12 protein-coding genes are annotated in these 14,344 nt (G+C 61.0%); 1 reads left to right on the forward strand and 11 read right to left on the reverse strand.

All coding sequences use genetic code 11. The annotated features are described in order from the left end of the window. Positions 1–496: 496 nt before the first annotated feature. The 3 genes from hglS to AACY19_RS09830 all read right to left on the reverse strand — a co-directional run bounded on the left by hglS (position 497) and on the right by AACY19_RS09830 (position 4,401). A complete protein-coding gene (gene hglS, locus AACY19_RS09820) occupies positions 497–1,876 on the reverse strand; it encodes a 2-oxoadipate dioxygenase/decarboxylase HglS (protein WP_339450050.1) in 1,380 nt (459 codons plus the stop codon). A 119-nt stretch (positions 1,877–1,995) separates the two neighbouring features. Then, complete coding sequence (locus AACY19_RS09825) at positions 1,996–2,925, reverse strand: alpha/beta fold hydrolase (RefSeq protein ID WP_339450051.1); 930 nt, start codon at positions 2,923–2,925, stop codon at positions 1,996–1,998. 21 nt (positions 2,926–2,946) lie between these two features. After that, positions 2,947–4,401 (reverse strand): flavin-containing monooxygenase, encoded by a 1,455-nt coding sequence (locus AACY19_RS09830; protein ID WP_339450052.1) that lies wholly within the window; start codon positions 4,399–4,401, stop codon positions 2,947–2,949. 189 nt (positions 4,402–4,590) lie between these two features. Here AACY19_RS09830 and AACY19_RS09835 point away from each other — a divergent pair, with 189 nt between their 5' ends. Continuing rightward, a complete protein-coding gene (locus AACY19_RS09835; RefSeq protein WP_339450053.1) occupies positions 4,591–5,664 on the forward strand; it encodes a diguanylate cyclase in 1,074 nt (357 codons plus the stop codon). 65 nt (positions 5,665–5,729) lie between these two features. Here AACY19_RS09835 and AACY19_RS09840 read toward each other — a convergent pair whose 3' ends face one another. From AACY19_RS09840 to AACY19_RS09875, 8 genes are all read right to left on the reverse strand, one after another. Beyond that, complete coding sequence (locus AACY19_RS09840; RefSeq protein ID WP_339450054.1) at positions 5,730–6,599, reverse strand: isocitrate lyase/PEP mutase family protein; 870 nt, start codon at positions 6,597–6,599, stop codon at positions 5,730–5,732. A 206-nt stretch (positions 6,600–6,805) separates the two neighbouring features. Beyond that, a complete protein-coding gene (gene astA / locus AACY19_RS09845) occupies positions 6,806–7,840 on the reverse strand; it encodes an arginine N-succinyltransferase (RefSeq protein ID WP_339450055.1) in 1,035 nt (344 codons plus the stop codon). A 61-nt stretch (positions 7,841–7,901) separates the two neighbouring features. Beyond that, positions 7,902–8,918 carry an arginine N-succinyltransferase gene (locus AACY19_RS09850; RefSeq protein WP_339450056.1) on the reverse strand — a complete coding sequence of 339 codons (1,017 nt, stop codon included), beginning with the start codon at positions 8,916–8,918 and terminating at the stop codon, positions 7,902–7,904. A gap of 118 nt (positions 8,919–9,036) precedes the next feature. Then, positions 9,037–10,386 (reverse strand): APC family permease, encoded by a 1,350-nt coding sequence (locus tag AACY19_RS09855; protein WP_339450057.1) that lies wholly within the window; start codon positions 10,384–10,386, stop codon positions 9,037–9,039. Positions 10,387–10,463: 77 nt separating this feature from the next. Further along, complete coding sequence (locus AACY19_RS09860; protein ID WP_339450058.1) at positions 10,464–11,216, reverse strand: N-formylglutamate amidohydrolase; 753 nt, start codon at positions 11,214–11,216, stop codon at positions 10,464–10,466. Further along, positions 11,200–12,531 carry a glutamine synthetase gene (locus AACY19_RS09865; protein WP_339450059.1) on the reverse strand — a complete coding sequence of 444 codons (1,332 nt, stop codon included), beginning with the start codon at positions 12,529–12,531 and terminating at the stop codon, positions 11,200–11,202. Before AACY19_RS09865 ends, AACY19_RS09860 begins: the two co-directional genes overlap by 17 nt. Next, positions 12,528–13,172: an isochorismatase family cysteine hydrolase gene (locus AACY19_RS09870; protein ID WP_339450060.1), complete on the reverse strand. Its 645-nt coding sequence runs from the start codon at positions 13,170–13,172 to the stop codon at positions 12,528–12,530. Before AACY19_RS09870 ends, AACY19_RS09865 begins: the two co-directional genes overlap by 4 nt. Positions 13,173–13,174: 2 nt before the next feature. Further along, complete coding sequence (locus tag AACY19_RS09875; protein ID WP_339450061.1) at positions 13,175–14,029, reverse strand: MurR/RpiR family transcriptional regulator; 855 nt, start codon at positions 14,027–14,029, stop codon at positions 13,175–13,177. Positions 14,030–14,344: the final 315 nt, after the last annotated feature.

A 14,344-nucleotide genomic window follows, 5' to 3' on the forward strand; every position in this document is an offset into this window, starting at 1 on the left:
TGTTTTTCGCCGGTAACCGACATGTACGCTGGTGTTGCCATGGGGTGCTCTCCTTGCGGATAAAGTTAGGGTGCCCGGGAGGCGATATCGCCCGGTGGGTGGCTGACTGTTATCAAGGAGCGTGCCAACAAATGCGTCGCCCTTGTGGGGCGGGGGTTTAACGGGATTTCCGGGCCGGCTTGCGGAAAAAAACCGCTGAGCCCACGCGAGAGTGCGCAAGAAGTTGCGCAGTGCTGCGCAACTTCTTGCGCACTTGGCTGCAGGCCACGCCGGGCAAGGCTGCCAGAGGGTTTCTGGTGATTCTGGCGACGTGCAGTGCGCAACTTCTTGCGCAGCAAGGCCAGTCGCCATCAGCGAGTGGATTTGAACGATCCGCCCTTCGCCAGAATCAATCAGTCACACCCGCGCCACGGGTGCCTGAACATTCCTCCTCATCGAAGCGAGTAGCTTGCTGTCGCGGCTGCGCCCTGATAGAGCGAGCGATCTGTGCAAATGATTACCGTGAAATCGCAGCCATGCAGGCGTCCAGTGAGCGCTGCTGGGTCTCGGCATATAACTTCAACTCATCAATCGTCGCGCGTCCCAGTGCCTGCTCAAACGCTTGGCGATTGGAGTGTTCGCCATAGTGCGTCTGCGCCGAATCCCCCAGGTTTGACTGAAAAATCCCCGCCGCGCTGACCGGAAGGAAATCTTCGTACACCAGAGGCTCCGCTTTCACATGGCCCTCACGCAATAATTCCTCCAGCGAGGCATCCGCGAGATCACCTGCCGCGAGACCGTTTTCTGTCGGCAAATAGCGAAAATACGCCAGCCCTTGTTCGCGCATGCCTTCGATGCTGTCGGGGAATTCGCCAAAGTGCCGGGTCATCAGCGCGTTGTAGCGTGCGGCATTGGCTTCGTTGGGGAATGCCCCCAACTCATCCCGCGCGGCGTTCAGCAACCGGTCATAGAGCGCACGACCTTTGGGGGTGAGCGCTGCACCACGCTGTTCGATTTCGCCGAAGCGCGCGCTGTGGCTGCCACGGGTTTCATGTTGATCGGTGAAGGCGATGGGCTCGTCGAGGGCCTTGAAGCTGGTCTGGCGCAACAGGATCGGGCACTGCCGGCGCGGCGGGCCTTCGATGACCGCTTTCGGCGTAATGCCATGGGCGGGCATCTGTTCCTGGACGATGTCGATGTCCAGCGTGCGCGGTGTCAGATGGTTAATGTGCGGGCCCTTGAACGCCACCACGTCGGCGATCAGCCGGTGTTGCGCACTGAGTGTCTGGTACTGCGCGGCGGTGACGGTTGCGCTGTGATGCCAGCGAAAAGTCTCCAGTGCCTGCAGGACAAATTCCTGCGCTTCGCTGTCGCTCAGTCCGCCCGCCGTTTCGGCCTGTTCGATCAAGCGCAGCGCCGCCGGGGTGAAGATCGAACGCCGGGCCAGCACCGAATCGGCAAACGCCCGCAACTGTGGATCTTCAATCAGTTCCAGTCGCAGCAATGAGGTGAATACGCGAAACGGGCTGATCTTCAGTGCGTCTTCGTGCACTGCGCGAAACGCCGTGGAATGCACCGGCACACCCGCTGGCGTCAGATCGTAATAGCCGACCGGTTGCATGCCCATGACCGCGAACAGTCGGGCGAGGGTTGCCAGTTCGCTGGCGGTGCCCACGCGAATCGCGCCGTGGCGCTCCATGTCCAGACGTTCGATTTCCCCAGTGTTGTGCAAGTGCCTGGCGATCTGCGGTTGGCCTGCGAGCACGGCGCGGTTGGTCTGCGCGACCAGTTCCATCAGCGCGCCATACAGCGGCACCTCTTCGCGGTACATGTCGGACATCGCCTTGGAGAAGCGCTGGCGGATCAGGTCGGGGCTGACGAAAGGCTGCACGGTCATGAAAAAAATTCCTGCCACGGTCACGTTTGGGATGGAGGAAAAGATCGCAGCCTTCTCGCACGCGGGCAAACGAAGAATCCTACGAACTTCATTCTGCCAATGACTGATCCCGCCTTGTGTCAATGCATCTGTTGGCCGAGAAACTGCCGATACAAACGCGCGGTGTTCGCCGGTTGTTCAACCATCGGCATATGGCCGACGCCGTCCCACACATCGACCTGCAAATTGGCGATGCCCTTGCTCCAGATCGGTACGCTGCTGACGTCAATCAAGCGATCCTTGCGCCCCCACAGCAGTAACGCCGGGCATTTTATGTCGGCGAGTTTCGGCTCCATTGGCGGGCTGGCGCGAAAATCCCGGAAGATCTCTTCGAGTTCATCGCGTTGTTGTTCATAGCGCTGGGCGATGGCGTCCAGTACCAGGCCGGGCACCCAGGGCGGCTGGGCCATGGTCATTGCGTAAAAGCGCCGGAATTCTTCGCGGGAATTGATCAGGAACGGGTTATGCCCGCGCGCCAGATGGCGCTCCATGTCGCTGGCCTCCGGCGCGGTGACGCCTGCCGGATCGATCAGCGCCAGCGAAGCAATGCGATCCGGGTAGGTCGCTGCAAGCCAAGCGGCGATGTAGCCGCCCATCGAGTTGCCGATGACATGGACTTTCTCCACGCCACAGACGTCGAGCAGTTGAATCATGCGTTTGGCTTGAACCGGGATGTCGTAGCCGCCGCCGGCCTTGAAGCCGGTTTCGCCATGACCGGCCAGGTCCGGAATGATCACCCGATACTGGCGGACAAAATGCCGCGAGAAGCGCAGCCAAAGGTTCTTGTCGGCGCTGTAGCCGTGCAGCATCAGAATCGCGCTGCCCGCTTCATAGGGGCCGCCCTGCCAGGTCGAGACACTCATCTCGGCGATGGGCACGTCGATCTTGTGCAATTTGTACAGCTTGGCCTCGAGGGCCATGTTCAGGTCATACAGCCAATGCCCGACCGCCGGATAACTCAACCAGCTCCAGGCCACAAAAACCGCGAGGGCGACAAACAGCAAAAGCATCGACGTCTTCCTTTTACGTGTTCAGGACAGAATGTGGTCGGCCGGTTTCAGCGCCCGGGTCAGGCGGTAATAGCTGAAACTGAAGCCGGGAAACATCGCGATCACGTGACCGCTCTTGCTTTGGTACCAACTGTGGCAGCCGCCGGACTTCCAGACCGTGCGCTCCATCTCCCGGTGAATCATTGCAGTGTAGGTACGTTCCGCCTCGGGGCGCACCTCGATGCTGCGCAGGCCATTGTTTTTCAGCGTGCGAATACAATCGAGGATGTAGTTCATCTGCGATTCGATGATGAACAGTGCTGAGGTGTGACCAATGCCGGTGTTGGGGCCGGTGACGATAAACAGGTTGGGAAAGTCCGGCAGCGCGGTACCGAGGTAGGCGCGAGGATACTCGGCCCAGACATCTCTGAGTTGCACGGCGTTTTTTCCACTGACCGGGTAGGAAATGACGCCATCGGTGGCGTCATAACCGGTCGACCAGACAATCAGATCAACATCAATGTGACGGCCGTCCAGGGTGTTGATCCCGGTTTCGTCGATGGACGCGATGCCTTGCTCGCGGGTGTGCAAGGTGACGTTGGCGCGACTCAGCGCCGGGTAATAGGTGCTCGACACCAGCACCCGTTTGCAGCCGATGGTGAAGTCCGGGGTGAGTTTTTCCCGCAGCACCGGGTCCGGGACCTGGCGCTTGAGAAAACCCAGGGCTTGCTTCTGCACCATATGAAGCGCCGGTTTCGAGTATTTGAAGGCGATGACCCGGGTTTCGAATTGCCAGTAAATCAACCAGCGCAGCAGTTTGTACGCGGGTTTGAGCCCGAGCAGCCAGCGCTGGAAGCGTCCGAAAATACGATCCGCGCGCGGCAGTACCCAGTGCGGCGTGCGCTGGAACACATGGAGGTGATCGACCTGCGGTGCGATCGCTGGAATCACCTGTGCCGCACTGGCGCCGCTGCCGACGATGGCGACGCGTTTGCCGCGATAGTCGTAGCTGTGATCCCAATTGTTTGTATGAAACGTCTTGCCCTGAAAGCGATCCTGCCCCGAAAAGTGCGGGATCACCGGTTGGCTCAACGGCCCGGTGGCATTGATCAGGAATTGCGCATGGAACGTGCCCTTGCTGGCGGTGTGCACGGCCCAGCGCTTTTCATCCTCTTGCCACTCGACGCGCTCGACACGGGTTTGCAATTCCACCCGTTCGCGCAGGCCGAACTGATCAATGACATGCTTGGTGTAGCGGCGCAGTTCGGCCTGTTCGGCGAACATCTGTGACCAGCGGTACGGGGCGAACGACAGCGAATACAGTGGCGAAGGCACGTCCACCGCAGCACCGGGGTAGGTATTCTGGCACCACGTGCCGCCGAAGAAATCGCGCCGTTCAAGCACGCGGAAGTCGTCGATCCCGGCCTTGAGCAGGTTGACCGCCGCGCACTGGCCACCAAAACCGCTGCCGATGATCAAGACTCGATAGGTGTGCATGGGGCTCCTTCTTATAGTTGTTTTTCCGTTTTGCCTCTTTCATGTATAGCCAAATATTCGCTCTGCGTGGGCTTGCTGTGCTGCCCTCCTGCAGGGGCTGGGCGGTGATGGCTATTTAACGTTGCCCTGATAGACTCCCATCACATCCATCCTGCGGTGTGCCAGTTCCGTCGAGTGATCGAGGCCCTTATGGGAAACACGAGAGGAAAGGGACTTTCATTGGCCAGGAGGCTCTACACATCGCGCACCCTCGGCCTGGTCCTGGGGCTTGTCTGCGTGAGCGTGGCGATGTATCCGCTCGATCCGCCGCTGTGGGTGTGGGGGGTGATGTTGTTCAATGGTCTGGCCTGGCCACACCTGGCCTTCCAGTGGGCGCGCCGTTCGCGCGTGCCTTACCATGCCGAACACCGGAACCTGTTGATCGACGCCTTTCTCGGCGGCTTCTGGGTCGCCGCAATGCATTTCAATCCGCTGCCCAGTGTCACGACGATTTCGATGATGGCGATGAACAACGTCGCCATCGGCGGTTTGCGTTTTCTGCTGGCCGGTGCGGCCGCGCAGATCCTTGGGGTCGGTGTCGGTCTGGTGGTGTTTGCGCCGGGGTTCATCCCGCAGACTTCGCCGCTGCAACTGTATGCCTGCCTGCCGCTGTTGATGCTGTATCCGCTGGCGCTGGGCTGGATCTGCTTCCGTCAGGCCTACACCCTCGGGCTGCACAAACGTGAATTACTCGCCCTGAGCCGCACCGACAGCCTCACTGGTTTGCTCAACCATGGCGCGTGGAAGGATCAACTGGAAATCGCTTTCCAGCGCTGCAAGCGGCAGAAGCAGGGCGCGGCGATTGCGCTGATCGACATCGACCACTTCAAGGCGATCAACGACACCTACGGCCACGTCGCTGGTGACATCGTATTGCGCCAGTTGAGCAAAATGCTCAAACAGAATCTGCGTGCCACGGACGTCGCCGGGCGTTATGGCGGCGATGAGTTCTGCGTGATTCTTCCGGAACTGCCGCTGTTCAATGCGGCACAGGCCATGGAAGCCTTGCGCGAGCGCTTCGCCATTCTCGGCTACGAGCAGAATCCGGCGCTGAAGGTCAGTCTGAGCATTGGCCTGGCGGCGTATGACCCGAACCATGCCGACGCGACTCGCTGGCTCAACGATGCCGACGAGGCGCTGTATGAGGCGAAGGCGAGCGGGCGCAATCGGGTGATCTGCAATTGCGATCACAAGCCGCGGCAGCCGTTGCTGGATTCGGTTTGATCCGCATCACACAGATCCCTTGTGCGAGCGAGCCTGCTCGCGAAAGGGCCGGTGAAGCGTGTGCATCACTCCTTGACGCTCATGTATTCCTTGGCCCAGAGAATGTATTCCTCAGGCTGGGTATAGGTGTGCGTCAGCTCGGTCGCGCTCAGGTCGGACGCCTGGGTGAAGATCTGGCGCTGTTCGCGCAGGCTGTCGTAAGTCGCCTTGATCGCTGCGAAGTAAGCGCCATGCCCGTCAATGGTGACACGCACGCCGAGTTCGGCCAGACGCTTGTCGTCACGCAATGCCGGATTGCCATAGGTGACCAGCATCAGCGGTACGGTCAGGTGTTCGGCGATTTGCTCGAGTTGATCGAAGTCCTGGACGCCGACCATGCAGATGCCGTCTGCGCCGGCCGCTTGATACTGCTTGGTGCGGCTGATGATTTCCTGGTTCGGCAGGATGCCGGCATTAGTGCGGGCGATGATTGCCATTTCGGTATCGACGCGGGCTTCCAGCGCTGCGCGGATCTTGCCGACGCCTTCGGCGACGGTGATCAGGTCGGTGGATTTGCGGCCGAACTGCGCTGGCAGCAGGGTGTCTTCGATGGTCAGGGCGGCGACGCCGGCGCGTTCAAGTTCAACGATGGTACGCATCACGTTAAGGGCGTTGCCGTAGCCGTGGTCGGCGTCGGCGATCACCGGCAATTGGGCGACGCGGCCAATACGGGTGGCCTGTTCGGCGAACTCGCTGAGGGTGATCAGGGCGAAATCCGGTGCACCCAGCACCTGCAACGACGCCACGGAACCGCCGAGGATACCCACTTCAAAACCCAGGTCAGCGGCAATTCGGGCGGACATCGGGTCGAACACCGATGCGGTGTGGTAGCAGGTGTCGCAAGCCAGCAGCTGACGGAAGTTACGGCGCAAATCTTGATGAGAAAGCCTGGACATACGAGTTCCACCAATACAAAGGAATGGAACGGCTTGAGCAAATGTGTCAACGCCGAAGAATGAAAAGGCTATCACGCGAATGGGTCAAGGATCATGACGAATTTGCGCGGTGCCTATCTGTCGGTGATTTTTCTGCTGAAAGGTTTCATCCCGGGTGGGTCAAGTCTATCGGTGGCGAGCTGCTCCTCTGACTGCGTGGTCAGCCATCACGCCGCCACCGCCTGTTGCTGTTGATTGGGCAACAGCACCGCGCGTACAGAATTGCCAGGTTGCAGTTGCAGGCGCTGGGCCGTGGTGCGGTCGATGACCAGGCTGCTGCCAACCCGGCGGGCGCCGGCCACGGTGATGCGGCAGTTCTCCAGGCGCCGGTTGTAGATCAGCCACAGCGGCGACTGATCGTCTGGCGTGCCGAGGCTCAGGGTCAGTTCCACGCTGTCACGCACGGTGCGAACATTTCGCAGGGGGGCTTCGATCACCGGCCCGCCATCAAAAATATCGATATAGCCTTTGTGGACGAAACCCTCGGCCTGAAGGATTTTCAGCGCCGGTTCGGTGTTGGGATGCGCCTGGCCGATAACCGCCTGCGCCTGTTCGGTCAGCAGGCAGGTGTACAGTGGCTGACGGGGCATCAGTTCGGCGATGAACGATTTGTTACCCAGCCCCGACAAGTGATCGGCGTGGCTGAAATCCATCTGGAAGAAGTGCCGGCCAAGGCTGTCCCAGAACGGCGAACAACCTTGCTCGTCGGCACTGCCACGCAATTCGGCAATCATCCTCTCGCCAAACAGGTGCGGAAACTCGGCAGCGAACAGCAGACGCCCGAGTGACAGGAGGCGACCGTTACTGCCGGTGCGCTGGTCATGGCGCAGGAACAGCGAGCACAGCTCGGATTGCCCCGTCAGTTCATTGTTGAGGAACAGCGTCGGAATTTGCCGCTGGATGCCAAGGTCCGGCGCCGAACTCACGGTCAACCCCACCCGATAGTTGTACCAGGGCTCGCGCAGGCCTACGGCGCCCGCCATGGCACTGATGCCGACCACGCGCATGTCATCGTCCTCAAGGACGAAGAGGTAATCGGCATCGGCGCGCTCCACCTGTTCGGCGAACGCACGTTGCGCCCAGCGTACCCGGTGGGCCAGACGATCTTCATTGGCCGGCAGGGTGGTAAACCCCGGGCCGGCCTGTTGCACCAGCGCCATCAATGCTGGCAAGTCGCTGACTTTCACCGGACGGACAATCATGCTGTAACTCCTTCTGCGCGCCTGCTCGGGCACTGTCGTTGGGCGCTTAACCGGGCGCGGTTCACAGGGTAATCAGCCGGACCGCGCCGCCATCGGTCACGTTCAGCGCCGCACACATGGCAGGGGTCAGGGCCAGCGATTGATCGGGGTGGTAGTCCAGTTCGGCAACGATGGCGCGGAAACCGTGCAGCGCATCATTGCTTAACAGATAACGGCCACGGGCATCGACCTGTGGCGTTTGCTCGACGCTGGCAGTCCGGCTGTGGGCGATCGAACGGATGTTCGCGGTGCGCGCATACAGGGTCGGGCCCGCGTCGAACAGGTCGATGTAGCTGTTGGTTTCAAAACCTTCGCGCTCAAGGATGTCGAACGCTTCCTGACCGTCTGGATGGATGCGTCCGATGCACGCCTGCGCAGCCTGGGGCAGCATCGGCACGTAGATCGGGTATTGCGGCATCAGTTCGGCGAGAAACGTGCGGCTTTGCAATCCACAGAGTCGCTCGGCTTCGGCATAGGGCAGGTCGAAGAAATGTTTGCCCAGTGCATCCCAGAACGGCGAACGACCTTTTTCGTCGCTGTAGCCGACGATTTCGGTGATCACCGCTTCGGCAAAACGCGGCGCATGGGCGGCGATGAACAGCAGGCGCGCGCGCGAGAGCAGTTCGGAAAACGGCGTGCGCACCCGATTGGCGTTGATGTGAAAACCACGCAGTAACGTGTGGCCGCTCAGGTCATGGCACAGCGACAGCGCCGGTACGCCGTGCTCGATGTTCAGCTCCCGCGAGGCGCTGGTGAAGTGACGGTTGCGCAGACTGTAGAACGGCTCGTTGAAGCCTGCCGTGGCGAGAATCTCCGAGCAGCCAACCAGCCGCTGAGTGCTCAGGTCTTCCAGCACGAAGAAGTAATTTTCCGGGCCATGGGTCACCGCGTCGGTGTCAAACGAGGCGCACGAACGGGTGATTTTTTCGCGCAGGCGTTCACTGTCATCCGGCAGCGACGTCACGCCGACCAGACTGTCGCGGGCCAGTTGTTGCAACTGTGGCAGGTCGGTTGGCTCGACTGGGCGTAAGACCAGCATGGATGTACTCCTGTATCAAAAGATCCGGCGAATTCGCCGAACCTGACTATCACTGTCGGTTTCCACGCGTTGTTTCGGCGGGCGCCTGACTCTCTGTCAGACGCCGCTCTTTTTCATGTCAGCCATTGCTCGGGTCAGGCAGCGCGGTACTGGCGCCGAGCTTGTTGAGAAAGAACAGGTACACCAGGCCCAGGGCAATCCAGATCAGGCCAAGTTTCTGCGCATCGACGCCCATGTTGTACATGATGGCCGCGACGATGATGAAACCGACCACCGGGCAGAGCAGATGGCGTACCACCTGACCGGTCTTTTGCCGACGCCAGTAGTAGTTGATCACGGTCAGGTGCAGCAGCATGAAACCGCTGAGCGCGCCGAAGTTCACCAGCGAGGTCAGGGTATCGACCGAGTTGATGAACAGGTAGCAGATCACCAGCGACAGCACGGCCACCAGATAAATGCTCAGGTATGGCGTGTTGTGTTTCGGGTGAACCTTGGCCAGCACTTTGGGCAATTTGCCGTCGCGGGCCATGCCGAACAGCAGGCGCGACACCGCCGCTTGCGAGGTGATCGCTACCGCCACACCCCAAGCCAGCGCCGTGGCGACGGCGGTCAGGGTCGCCAGCCAGCTGCCGGCAGCGATTTCGGCGATTTCATAGAACGCGGTGTCGGCGGATTTGAAGCCCATGCCGGCGGCCAGATCGGTAGCGATCCAGGTCTGCACGACGAAAATCACGCCCATGACCACCAGCGTAATCAGCGCAGCCTTGCCCACGCTTTTGCCCGGATCACCCTTGATTTCTTCGGCCAGGGTCGAGATGGCGTCGAAACCGAGGAACGACAGCACGGCAATCGACACGGCTTGCATCAGCAGGGCGAAATTGAAGGTTTCCGCGTGATACAGCGGCGCCAGGGTCAGCCCGCCGTTACCGCCACCGTTGTGCAAGGCGTTCCACGCGTAGAACAGGAAAATGCCCAGCACCACCAGTTGTGCCAGGAGAAAAACGATGTTCATCCGCGCGGTAAAAGTGATGCCGCGCAAGTTGACGAAAGTGGCGCTGACGAGGAACGCCAGAATGAAGCCGACTTTCGGAATATCCGGGTACAAGTGGTTGAGCGCCATCGCTGCGTAAACATAGAGCAGTGGCGGAATCAGCAGATAGTCGAGCAGCATCAGCCAGCCGGCGATGAAACCGACATGTTGGTTCAGGCCCCGTTGCGCGTAGGAATACACCGAACCGGCAATCGGAAACGCCCGGGCCATGCTGCCGTAGCTCAGCGCGGTGAAGACCATCGCGACCATCCCGATGATGTACGCCAGCGGCACCATCCCCGGGGCCTCGGCGTTGACGTAGCCATACACGCCGAAGGGGGCGATGGGGATCATGAAAATCATCCCGTAGACCACAAGGTCAGTGAGCGTCAGGCTCCGTTTCAACTCTTGCTTGTAGCCGAATTCTTCAATTTCCATGAAGCGCAACTCCTTGTCAGCCAATCATCGTTTTAGTTGTTGTCTCGGTCCATCGGTACAGCGTCAGCAATCGTTCGTTACAGCAGGGGTGCGAGGTATCCTGCCCAGCGCGAAATATCCTCAGGACTGCGCAGTAAATCGTTGCGCACCTCGATCAGTACCGACTCCAGGCCTCGGGCGTCGCCGTGCACCGGCACCGTCATGTCACCCAGCGGGTCGACCCGGTACGGCTGATTGCCCGCCGCTTTCAACGGCCAGGCGTCGAGGCCGTCGAGCAGGCGCTGCGCGTAAGCCTTGGCCTGACCGAACAGCACGCCGATTTCCAGCGGGCGTGGCTGGCCGTAGTACACCGGGGTGAAGCTGTGAATCCCGACCACCCTTACCGCCTGGCCGTGGGCAACACGCTCGTCGATCAGTGTCTGCAAGCGCGCATGAAACGGTTTGAACAGCGTCTGGCGCCGGTACTCGCGAGTGGCTTCGTCCAGATCGCGATTGCCCGGTACCTGATAAATCTCGCTCTGCGCCGGAATGCTGTCAGGGGCATGCCGGGGGCGATTGAGGTCAATCAACAGCCGCGAATAATTGGCGCTCAACAGCGTCGCGCCAAGTTGTTCCGCCAGTTGCTCGGCCAGTGCCAGGGCACCGATATCCCAGGCGATGTGTTCACGGGCCGCCGCATCGTCCAGGCCCAGGTTGTTCAGGGCCGCGGGGATGTAGCGGCTGGCGTGCTCGCACACCAGAATCAATGGATGCGTCGAGTCGGCGCGGCTCAGGTTGTAAACCGGTTGGGTATACAGCCCAAGCTCGGCGGATTCAGTACAGACGTGCATAGTGCTCACACAGGTCAGCGGGCGAGAGCTGTTCCGTCAGCGCCAGTTCCTCGGTTTTCAGGGCGTGGTATGAATCGAGCAACGGCTTGGGCAGCCATTCGTTCAAGGCTGCACTGTCGCGCAGGCAATCCAGTGCCTGTGCCAGCGAGGCGGGCAGGGCAACGATGCCCCGGGCCTTGCGTTGCTCGTCGTTGAGTGAATCGGGAACTTCATCGGTGATCGCGTTCAGTGCCAGGCGCTGTTCGATGCCCAGCCGTCCAGCGATCAGCAGCGCTGCCATGGCCAGATGCGGTGAGGCGGTGGCGTCCATGGCGCGGAATTCGAGGTTGAACTGCGTAGCCACGGATTTGCCGCCCAGGGTGACGGTCGGGCAGATGCGCAGCGCCGCCTCACGGTTCTGCTGACCGAGGCAGGCATAGGACGCGCTCCAGTGATGGGGCTGCAGGCGTTCGTAGGAAACCGGGGTCGGCGCGGTGAACGCACACAGCGCCGGCAAGTAGTGCAGGATACCGGCGGCCCAGTGTTGACCGAGGTTCGACAGGCCATTGTCAGTGCCAGCGTCGTAGAGCATGGGCTGCCCGGCCAGATCCAGCAGGCTCATGTGCAAGTGAACACCGCTGCACATCGCCTCTGCGTGAGTCTTTGGGGCAAAACTCAAGTCCAGACCCATTTGCCGGCCAATCTCGCGGGTGATCTCACGCACGTTGACGGCGCGATCTGCCGCCGCGACGCCGAGGGTCGGCCGGCAGGTGACTTCGTACTGATGCGTGCCGTATTCGGGCAGGAACATTTCCGGCTCGACACCGCCGGCGCGCAAGGCCCCCAGCAGCCAACCCGCGAACGCCGCAGCCTGCCGCTGTGCCTGCAGGGAAAACGGTTGATGCCCGGCGCAACCGGCGTGCAGGGTGAATTCGTGTTCGAAAGCGGCGTTGACCTGCAGGCCCAACTGGTCGCGATAACGTTGCAGTTCGTCACGCAACACGGTGCGCGGACAGGCGCCGAAGGGGCTGCCATCGGTCTGGCGCAGGTCGCAGTGGAAAAAATCCAGCGCCGGTGCATCGGCATCCGGGCCGTTGCTCAGGGTCACGCGACTGGCCAGATCCGGGATCAGGCGCAGGTCGCCATAAGCCCCCCACGGACTGCTCGAGGCGATCGCGCCCTGCGGCGTCAGCGCGCTGTTGGCCGGCACCCAGCCGCAACCCGTTGCCTGATAGTGCTCCAGCTCGTCGGTCGGAAACGAGCGGCCGCGGGTGATGCCCGTCAGGTCCGTGGTGACGAGGGTGGTGAGCGGCAACGGCGTCAGGCGTGCGCTCATGGGCGCATCTCCTGCAAGCGGCCGAGCACGGTCTGGGTGTCGGTGATCCAGCAATAACCCTTGATCGCATTCAGGCAGGCGGCGTGACGTTCGGCGGTGTGCGTCGCGCAGGCGTCTTCGACCAGCGTGACCAGATAGCCACGGTCGGCGGCGTCACGCACGGCCATGTCAACGCATTGGTCGGTGACGATGCCGGCGATGATCAGATGCCGGGTTTCAAGGTTGCGCAGTACATAGTCGATGTTGGTCGAGTTGAACACGCCGGACGAGGTCTTCGGCAGAACGATTTCGTTCTCGACGGGAGTCAGCTCAGGGAGGATGCGTGCCTGCGGGCAGCCCTTGGGCAGGTGCATGTCCGACAGCTTGTGATCCAGCGAGCGATCACGGCCATCGGCCGTCAGGCTTTCGATGAGGGTGTGCAGCACGTTTTGCCTGGCCTCGCGCAAGGCACCGAGTAAACGTTGTTGATTGGGCACGACCTGCGTGCGCACCCGGTTGAGGAAATACCCGGCATCCGGGCCGCTGAGGTGGGGGTCGAACTGCGGGTCGACCCAGGCACATTGCATGTCGACGAGCAGCAGCGCGGTGTGGCCGGGGACAAAGGGCAGGTCGCGTGGCGAACGGTGTGGAAGGCTGAACATCCTTATTTTTCCTCCAGCAGGTGAGTGGCGAAGTCGTTGCGCAGGGCGTCGATGCCTTCCAGGCGATCGGCGAGGTCCGGGCCGCGCAGGGTCAGGCAGGCGATCAGTGCTTCGACCTGAGCCAGCGCCGGCACCATGGTGTCGAACGGCGATGCCGATTCGACGGGCGCGCTGATGATCAGATCGGCCAGTTCACGCAGTGGCGAAGCGTAGATATCCGTGAACAGCACGACCCTGGCATTGTTCTGCTTGGCCGCCGAGGCCACGCGCAATGCCTGGGTCTGATAGCGGCGATAGTCGAAGACCAGCACCACGTCCTGGCGTTGCAGGTCGAACAGGCGATCGGGCAGCAGCGCGTTGTCCTCCAGGGCGAAACAGCCGGGGCGCAGCAGACGCAAGTGATTGAGCAGGTAGGTGGCCATCAGACTGCTGAAGCGTCCGCCGAAGCAGTACACCTGATGCCGGGTGTCGAGCAGCCAGTCGGTGAGGATGCGCACGTCTTCGGGCTGGGTCAGCGATTGGGTTTCGACCAGCAGACGATGACTTTCGCCGAGGTAATGGCCCCAGGCATCATCCTTGTTTTGTTGTGCGCGTGGCTGCAGCAGGGTGCGCGGAGAACGCAGGCGATGGTCCATGTCGCTGAGCAAGGCTTCCTGGAACTCGGCATAACCGCCGAAACCGAGTTTTTTCACCAGCCGCACGATGGTCGGATCACTGACGCCGGCGTGTTCGGCCAGACGCGCCATCGGCCCGAGACCGTTGCGTGGATACTGATCAAGCAATGCGCGAACGACTTTGCGCTCCGACGGCGTAAGATCCAGGCCGGGATCGGTGATCAGGTCTCTGAGAGGGGGCATCCGGGCTCCTGCTGGATGGGGGGTGTTGAATTCGCTTCACAATCCGTTAAAACAGTATTTATGTAACTGACGCTACATGTCTAGTGAATTTTTCAGCGTGTTGAACAGGCACCAAAATGGCGCGTAACGCCCGTGTTACAAGGGCTTCACGGAAGTCGACGAGTTTTGTAGTCCATTGCCCACACCTGCGTCAGACATTGCCGGTTTTTGCAGCATTCACCGGCACCTCAATCAGGCAGACGCTTGCCTTGCGAGTCACGGTTTACGGCACAATTGCCCATGGTCCAGCCTTGCGCCATTGAGTGTCATGACTTT

This window comes from Pseudomonas sp. EA_5y_Pfl2_R50 (genome assembly GCF_963970475.1).
Taxonomy (GTDB): Bacteria; Pseudomonadota; Gammaproteobacteria; order Pseudomonadales; family Pseudomonadaceae; genus Aquipseudomonas.

Coding starts and splice junctions, on each gene's coding strand:
- hglS (WP_339450050.1), bottom strand. CDS start 1,876: ATGACCGTGCAGCCTTTCGTCAGCCCCGACCTGATCCGCCAGCGCTTC.
- AACY19_RS09825 (WP_339450051.1), bottom strand. CDS start 2,925: ATGCTTTTGCTGTTTGTCGCCCTCGCGGTTTTTGTGGCCTGGAGCTGG.
- AACY19_RS09830 (WP_339450052.1), bottom strand. CDS start 4,401: ATGCACACCTATCGAGTCTTGATCATCGGCAGCGGTTTTGGTGGCCAG.
- AACY19_RS09835 (WP_339450053.1), top strand. CDS start 4,591: ATGGGAAACACGAGAGGAAAGGGACTTTCATTGGCCAGGAGGCTCTAC.
- AACY19_RS09840 (WP_339450054.1), bottom strand. CDS start 6,599: ATGTCCAGGCTTTCTCATCAAGATTTGCGCCGTAACTTCCGTCAGCTG.
- astA (WP_339450055.1), bottom strand. CDS start 7,840: ATGATTGTCCGTCCGGTGAAAGTCAGCGACTTGCCAGCATTGATGGCG.
- AACY19_RS09850 (WP_339450056.1), bottom strand. CDS start 8,918: ATGCTGGTCTTACGCCCAGTCGAGCCAACCGACCTGCCACAGTTGCAA.
- AACY19_RS09855 (WP_339450057.1), bottom strand. CDS start 10,386: ATGGAAATTGAAGAATTCGGCTACAAGCAAGAGTTGAAACGGAGCCTG.
- AACY19_RS09860 (WP_339450058.1), bottom strand. CDS start 11,216: ATGCACGTCTGTACTGAATCCGCCGAGCTTGGGCTGTATACCCAACCG.
- AACY19_RS09865 (WP_339450059.1), bottom strand. CDS start 12,531: ATGAGCGCACGCCTGACGCCGTTGCCGCTCACCACCCTCGTCACCACG.
- AACY19_RS09870 (WP_339450060.1), bottom strand. CDS start 13,172: ATGTTCAGCCTTCCACACCGTTCGCCACGCGACCTGCCCTTTGTCCCC.
- AACY19_RS09875 (WP_339450061.1), bottom strand. CDS start 14,029: ATGCCCCCTCTCAGAGACCTGATCACCGATCCCGGCCTGGATCTTACG.